We start from the raw sequence: 7,876 nt of genomic DNA on the forward strand, positions 1-7,876 counted from the left end.
GTTGATGTTGATGTGTGCAACAGCGTATTTACCTTCGTAAGCTTTTCTTGTCATTTCTGCCATATTTACTAATCTTGACATTTAATTCTCCTTATTGATTGATATTTTGATTGCTAATTAATTGAATAATTGCAAAAAAATTATAACACCTTTTATAAATCATTAAGTTAAATTGTATTTAAAGGTTATAAAAAAAGTGCTTATGCACTTGATTAGTCTAATGTATCTTTAACTTGTAGTTTAAGAGCTTTTCTTTCTTCGATTGTATATTTTTCAACTAATGTTCATGAACCTTCTTTTGTTCTTAAGAATCTTCCATCAACTGTTAATAATTTATATAGTTCTCCAAGTTTGTTTGTTTCAATTTCAGGAACTGATAAATGTGATTGCTCTTCTTTTCATCTAGGTTTTAGTTCTTTAGCAACTACTGCATAGATTTGTTTTAGTGTTTGTTTGTCTACTTCGCTTAATATTTCATAAGTAATGTCTAACATTGTTCTTGTCATAATGTACTTCCTTTCAAGATGTTTATATATTAAATGATAACTTATTTTTAGTCTTATAGACAAAATGTTTCTTTAGAAACCTTGCCATAAAGAAAAGTTACCTCTTTTATGAGTGGTTTTATCTACTTTTAACTTTTGCAAATTTTTGGATAAGTTTTTTATTTGATTCACTGTTATTGTCATAAACTTCATCAAAGATTCTATCCAATATAAATTGAGTGATATAACCTGCTGTTGAAGGCAATTCATATGGATCTTGGGAATTTGATTGAATAAATTATCCACCAATATGCTCATTGATTAAATCAATTACGTTGGAGTTTGGAGTAGAACCAATTGTATATATTGATTGGTTATGCATTTGCACAGTTGTTAATTTATTAACAGCTCTTTTAACATTTGGGTTCATTCCAGACATAGAAATAAAGATATGGACTGAATTATTTTTTGGCAGGATAAAACCTGTTTCACCAGCAACTTCGAAATCCTGTGCATTAATATTAATCTTATTTAATTTTAATCTAAAGGCTTGTGCTTGTATTTTCGTAAAAGCTTCACCATATATAAAGATAAAGTCAGACTCCAAGATTTTCTTGGCGACCATTTTTATAGCGTCTTTATTAATTGCTTTATCGGTTCTACTTAATGAATAGATCATTTGATGAACTTCTCTTGAAACACCATCATATTTAGAAGTTCTTTCTTTGAGTTCATATTTAAGTTTTCCTTGAAGTTCTTTTCACCCACTATATTGAACCTTTTGGCAAAATCTTGTTATAGCCGCATTGGATACTCCTATAACTTTTGAAATTTGGGTCATGCTCTTCATAAAGTGTTTTGAATTACTTTCTTTATTTATGAAGTTATATATTTTTAAATCTGTGGCAGTAAAATCTTCTTTTTTAATACTCATTCTATCTTTTAACATGTCTACATTATACACGCTCTTTAAAAATATTTTTAATGGGACTTGAAAAAATAAAAATGCTTTTCAAAGGTGGAATAATGGATGTGTTAGAAAAAAATAAAACCGTATTAGAAACGGAAGGAGATTGGAATGAAATTTAAAATATTAAAAACTTCATTTGAAACTCGTGATCAAGTTTTAGAAGCAATTACAAAAGATGCTCTTAAACAAGGTTACGTTTCAAGTGATGAAAAAGTTTTAGAAGCATTTCTTTCTAGAGAAAAAGAAGGGACTACAGGATTTGAAGCTGGTATTTCTATGCCTCATGCAAGAGTTGAAGAAATAAAAGAAACAGTTATTTATATAGCTAGAAATTCAAAAGGTGTAGATTGGCCTTCTCTAGATGGAGAAATGACAACATGTGCAATAGCAATGCTTGTAGAAGGTGGGGATAATGCAGGTGATGAACACATGCAAATATTATCTAAAGTTGCTTCAGCACTTATGCATGAAGAAAATATTGATATCTTTAAAAAAGGGACATTAGCCAAAATAAAAGGTCTTTTTAAAGAAGAGAAAAAAGTAGAGACAAAAACAGAAGGTAAGGTTGATAAGTATGATTTCGTTTGTATTTCAACTTGTCCAACTGGTGTAGCACATACAAATATGGCTGCAGAAGCAATGGAAAAATACGCTTTGGAAAACAACTTATCAGTTAAAGTTGAGAGACAAGGTGCTACAGGACCGGTTAATCAATTAACAAAAGAAGATATAGAAAAAGCTGATTACGTTGTTGTCGCCTCATCACGTTTAGCTGATGGATTAGATCGTTTCGATGGGAAAAAAGTCTTCCACTGTAAAGTTGTAGAACCAATTCGTTCAACTGAAAAAGTTTTCAATAAAGCCAGAAAAGAAGCTAAAGTTCAAAAAGAATCAAGAAAATCTACAGCTAAAAAAGCTATGGGTTCAGGTGGAGCTAGCCCAATGCAAGCTCTTATGAATGGTATTTCATACATGATACCTTTCGTTGTTGCGGGTGGTATATTAATAGCACTTTCACTAGGTTTTGGTGGAACAGTTGTTAATGGTAAAGGATTACAAGTTGCGCCTCACACATTTTGAGATGCACTATTAAATGTTGGGGTTGGTGGATTTAAATTAATGATTCCAATTCTTGCAGGATTTATAGCATCAGCTATCGCAGGTAGATCAGCATTTGCTCCGGCGATGATTGTATCGTTTGTAGTAGGGAATTCCGGTGATCAACTATTTGATTGAAAAGCCATGGAATTTGGTGTTACTGGTGGTCAATTAGGATTCCTTGGAGCAATTGCTGTCGGATTCTTCGTTGGTTACTTCGTTAAATTATGACAAAAAACAATCGGTATGAAAATGCCAAAAGTACTAAAACCTGTTGAACCAATAATCTTTATTCCATTATTGATTACATTCTTAACATGATTAGTATTCTCATTCTTTATTTACGTTCCAATTTACTGATTATCAAGAGGACTAAATGAAGGTGTAACAATTCTTATTAAACACGATTTATTATTCCTAGCTGCATTAATTCTTGGAGCTATGATTGGATTTGACATGGGTGGACCAGTTAACAAAATTGCTTTCCTACTTGGTGGAGCGATGATTGTTCAAGGTAAACCAGAAGTTATGGGTGCAGTTGCCGCTGCTATTGCAGTTCCACCATTAGGTATGGGACTAGCGGTTGTACTTGGTAAGTTATTTAGAAACAAACAATGAGATGAACAAGATAAAGGTAATGCTACATCAGCAATTCTTATGTCTATAGTTGGTATTACTGAAGGAGCTATTCCATTCGCAGTTAAATATCCAAAACAAGCAATCGCTGCAAACATGATCGGTTCAGCAATCGGTGCTGCAGTAGCTGCATTATTTATGATTACAGATAACGCACAACACGGTGGACCAATTGTGTATATAGTTGGTGCTATCGGTAAAGGTGGAGTTACAAACTACGTATGAGGATTATTCTTCCTACTATCAATACTAATTGGTGGTATTACAACTGCTGTATTAATGAATATCTTCATGAAATACAACTTAGGAAAACCTTTCCAATTTATTTGAGGAAAAATTTCAAAAAACAAAAAAACAAAAACAATTCAAAAAGTGAGCTAAGGATCAATTATGAAAAAAATAACACCTATTAAACATGACAAAATTTGAGGATATGAATTATGATTACATTCTCCCCTTGAACAAAGTCGTACAAAATTAGCTAATGGTGAAGAAACTATTGATGGACCTTTAGTTAAAATACTTAAAGCTAACAAGCCACTTTCAGTCCAAGTTCATCCAGATGATTACTTGGCTAAAAAACTAGAAAATGAAGAAAACGGTAAATCAGAATGTTGATATGTTCTGGAAGCTACGCCAAAATCAGAGTTTGTTGTTGGTATCAAAACCAAAGATGAAACTAAAATTAAAAAAGCTTTACAAGAAAAACGTTTCTTCGAATTATTAAAAACACACACACCAGTACCTGGGGAATTTATAAATGTTCCAGCTGGATTAGTACATGGTGTAGGACAAGATTCCAAGGTATTGGAGGTTCAACAACCATCTGATACAACCTATAGATTTTACGATTATGATAGACTAGAAAATGGTCAACCGAGAGAGTTACATGTCGAAAAATCAATTATCTCTACAAAAGAATTAAATTGAAAAGTAAAGTCTTCCGAAAAACTTTATAAGAAATACGATATAAACAAATACACAATCTCCGTATTTGAAAAAAATAATCAAAACTTTAAAATTAATAAAAAATCAATATTAGTTGATATAGAAAAAGAAGAAGCATATTATATTGAACCCGGCGAAGAAAACGAAGTTCAGTTCAATAGATTTGCGCTGATTGAATATTAAAATAGCTAAAAGGCTATTTTTTTATTTCTTAAGTATTTCTATTAAATATTTTTTCTTATTTTTTTGACTTATACCACTATATTTTAAAATAAAAATGAATGAATATTCTCAAGAAAAATAAAGACTAAAAATGTTGTTTTTTTATTTTTTAAAAGTAGTAAAATGTCTTTAATAAGTAAATGAAAAATAAATCAAAATAAGGAGGTTCTATGTCAACAAAACAAAAAACATATAAAGGTCTTGCAATAGGAATTTTGTGTAGTATTTTATATGGTTTATATCCAGCATTAATTAATATAGTCCCTTATACAGCAAGTGATGATTCAATATTGTCGGTTATAAGTTTTATTATGGCTTCCGTTGTAGTTATATTCTTCTTTGCAGTTCTAATTGACTTTGTCGTTATTGGACCTAAGAAGTGATTCGGAACTATTAAGAAGTTTATTAAAAGTAAAGATGCATGAAAAATTACACTAACAAACTTATTGGGTACACCGATAGGTATGGGGTTTATGGCAATTGGTATTGCATTAGCTGGTGGATCATTAGGTAAAGCATTTATTGCATTATGCCTTCCTGCAACAGCAATCCTAGAAAGAATATTTTTAAAAAGAAAGTTTAGAAGAATTGCTTTGTTTGGAATTATTATAGTTACACTTTCAATTGCAGCTATGGGTGTTATGGCTGTTAATCCTGCTTCGATGAAAACAAAAGTCTTGATTGGATTAATACTTTGTTTAATTCCAGTTCTTTCTTGATCAGTTCAAGGAATCATAATTTATAGAATAATGGAAAAATCAAAAATTGTAATTACAGTTAAAGAAATCACAACACTTAAATATCTTTCAGCTTTAATATTTCAAGTTGCAGTTGTATTGCCACTATTAACATTATGTGACCTAAGTGCACGTAATACTTATGTTATTGTTGGTGATATGTTTGCTGATTATAAAAAATCACTTATCATCCTAGCAATCTCAGGAGCATTAATTCTTTATTCATACTTATGTTATGTTCAAACAATTAAAACAATGGGAGCAACACTTGGAATTGTTTTTGAAAATTTATCAATAATTTACGTTCCAATATTCATTGCGATATTTTATGCAATTACTAAAGCAATAAACCCAAATGATTCTTCCTTAAGTAATGAAGCGATTCTTCAAGATATGGCTCACATTAAAACGTGGTGATTCTGAACGTTCTCAGTAACTATAATGATAGGAATAGTATTTACTGTAATTGAACCTAAACAAGGTCCAAAAGGTAAACGTAAGAAATGATTTAAACGTAGACTTAAAAGAAGTGAATACGATATGTACGAACATATTTAAAAAGAATAATAAAAAACAAACTCACGTTTGTTTTTTTGTTTTAGAATTACATTCTTTCAGGTGCTGATATTCCAAGAAGTGTTAAACCATTCTTTAGAACTTGTTTAGCAGCTAATACAATTGGTAACATTCCTGCTTCATTTTCTGAACCAACAATTTTATTTGAGTTGTAGTAAGAGTGGAATGCTCTTGCTAAGTCAATTAAGTATTGAGGTAGTAAATGAATTTTTCTTGTTTTAGACATTGTCATAACTAAATCAGGGAATTTAGATAAGACGTCCATTAATTTCTCAGCTCCAATTGTGTATAGGTTTTCAATGTCAGCTTCTTTTTCAGTTTTACCTAGAATTTGATTTGCTCTAGCATGAGCATATTGAATATAGAATACTGGGTTGTCTGATGTTTTTTGAGTTGCTAAGTTAACGTCGAAGTCAAACTTAGAATCACATGAACGGTTAGCCATAAAGAATCTAGTTGCATCTTTACCTGTAAGTTCAATTAATTCTCTTAATGTAAATGATGTTCCCATACGTTTAGACATTTTTAATTCTTGACCATCTTTGATTAAACGAACTAATTGAATAACTAATGTATCTTTTAAAGCTCCATCGGGGTATCCAAGTTGTAACAATGCAACTTCCATACGTTTAATGTAACCGATGTGGTCTGCACCAAAGATATTTACAATATAGTCATAACCTCTTGAAAGTTTAACATCATGATAAGCAATATCTGGTGTTAGGTAAGTATATGAACCATCTGATTTAATAAGAACACGATCTTTGTCGTCTCCATATTTTGTAGTTCTTAATCATGTTGCACCATCTTCTTCAAATTTATCTTGAAGTTTATCTAATGCTTTTGTAATTAAGTTTTGGTCATACATTGATTGTTCTGAAGAGAATTTATCCATAACAACACCTAGTTTTTTAAGGTCTGTATCAATTTCAGCTAAAAGCATTTTCTTAGCTTCTGATTTAAATTCTTCTTTACATTCTTCATAAGGAACATTAAGGTATTTATCTCCTCACATTTCTTTAAGTTGCCCAGCAACTCAAACAATGTCTTGTCCTCTATAAGTATTTTCTGGCATTTCTATTTCTACACCGTGAGCTTGTTGGTATCTTGTTCATGATGCTTCACCAAGAATGTTGATTTGAGCCCCTGCATCGTTAACATAGTATTCTGCATCTACTTTGTTTCCTGCAAATCTTAAAATATTAACTAACACTGAACCTACAACTGCACCACGTGCATGTCCTAGGTGTAAGTAACCTGTTGGGTTAGCAGATACATATTCTACATTTACGTAATCTGTTTGATTACCTTTACCGTAGTCATCTCCTGCTTCAAGGATATCTGTAATAATTGTATTTAACGCTTCTCGCCTCATGAAAAAGTTAATGAAACCTGGTCCTGCTATTTCGATGCTTTCAATTGAATTTGCATCCTTGTCAATTCCTTCAACTATTTTTTGTGCAATGTTTTGTGGAGTGTCCTTTAATACTCTTGCTAGCTTCATTGCGATATTAGTAGAAAAGTCAGCATGCCCTTTTGCGGGAGTTAATTGAACTTCTTCTTCTACATTTAATTTTTTCAGTGAGTCTGTCACTGCGTTTATAATTTTATTCTTCATACATTATAGTTTACTATAATAAGTCTATTTATGCAATAAACCCATTTAAAAAGCATTGTTAAAGTAAGAAATTAGCAAATAAAAAAAGAGGATTACCCCTCAATTTTTAATGTGATGTTATATCTTCCTACAATTTGATCTTGTTGACTTAATGTGTATTGGAATTTAACGTTATTTTCATCAGTACAATCCATTTCTTCTAAATAAGAATCTAGTAATAAAATACCTTGTGGTGTTTCATATTGAATCGCAATAGTTTTGTTTAATTCTAGATTGATTGTACTTGGACCTGCAAAGATATTTGCATATTCAGGTGCGATTTCAATTCTATTCATAACATTCATGTTTGGTTCTTTGAATTCGTAAACTGTGAAACCTTCGTAAGTTGTGATTTCTACAGCTGCTTCAAATGATATTTCTTGTGTATCTCCATTGTGGTTAATGTTAGATACGAAAGTAATTTTCTTAGACATTAGCTAACCTCTTTTCAATTAGTTCTTGACCGAATAAGTAAATTGCTTTAGCTAATTCAGGACCATGTTGTTGGTAAGTTGTTTCTAAACGAATTGGCATGAATAATGATTTA

The 7,876-nt window shown here is 31.1% G+C and carries 7 protein-coding genes; 3 read left to right on the plus strand and 4 right to left on the minus strand.

Annotated features, from left to right (window positions below; genetic code table 4):
- Positions 1-212 precede the first annotated feature (212 nt).
- Both rpoE and C4B25_RS03330 read right to left on the minus strand, forming a co-directional pair.
- Positions 213-506 (minus strand): DNA-directed RNA polymerase subunit delta, encoded by a 294-nt coding sequence (gene rpoE, locus C4B25_RS03325; RefSeq protein WP_131613634.1) that lies wholly within the window; start codon positions 504-506, stop codon positions 213-215.
- Positions 507-783: 277 nt separating this feature from the next.
- Positions 784-1,434, minus strand: a complete 651-nt coding sequence (locus C4B25_RS03330) for a MurR/RpiR family transcriptional regulator (RefSeq protein ID WP_131613635.1) — start codon at positions 1,432-1,434, stop codon at positions 784-786.
- Between the two features lie 129 nt (positions 1,435-1,563).
- Between C4B25_RS03330 and C4B25_RS03335 the strand changes: the two genes are divergently transcribed.
- From C4B25_RS03335 to C4B25_RS03345, 3 genes are all read left to right on the plus strand, one after another.
- Positions 1,564-3,570, plus strand: a complete 2,007-nt coding sequence (locus C4B25_RS03335; RefSeq protein WP_131613636.1) for a PTS fructose transporter subunit IIABC — start codon at positions 1,564-1,566, stop codon at positions 3,568-3,570.
- A 9-nt stretch (positions 3,571-3,579) separates the two neighbouring features.
- Positions 3,580-4,320 (plus strand): type I phosphomannose isomerase catalytic subunit, encoded by a 741-nt coding sequence (locus tag C4B25_RS03340; RefSeq protein WP_131613637.1) that lies wholly within the window; start codon positions 3,580-3,582, stop codon positions 4,318-4,320.
- A gap of 209 nt (positions 4,321-4,529) precedes the next feature.
- Positions 4,530-5,654 (plus strand): hypothetical protein, encoded by a 1,125-nt coding sequence (locus tag C4B25_RS03345; RefSeq protein WP_131613638.1) that lies wholly within the window; start codon positions 4,530-4,532, stop codon positions 5,652-5,654.
- A 46-nt stretch (positions 5,655-5,700) separates the two neighbouring features.
- On the opposite strand, the gene argS is transcribed toward C4B25_RS03345, so the two are convergent.
- Both argS and C4B25_RS03355 read right to left on the minus strand, forming a co-directional pair.
- Entirely contained in the window at positions 5,701-7,290 is a 1,590-nt protein-coding gene (argS, locus tag C4B25_RS03350; RefSeq protein WP_131613639.1) for an arginine--tRNA ligase, read from the minus strand.
- A 92-nt stretch (positions 7,291-7,382) separates the two neighbouring features.
- On the minus strand, positions 7,383-7,763 hold the full coding sequence (locus tag C4B25_RS03355; protein ID WP_131613640.1) for a DUF1934 family protein: 381 nt from the start codon (positions 7,761-7,763) through the stop codon (positions 7,383-7,385).
- Positions 7,764-7,876 lie beyond the last annotated feature (113 nt).

Source organism: Mycoplasma todarodis, from assembly GCF_004335995.1.
In the GTDB taxonomy this organism is placed as follows: domain Bacteria; phylum Bacillota_I; class Bacilli_A; order Mycoplasmatales; family Metamycoplasmataceae; genus Mycoplasma_K; species Mycoplasma_K todarodis.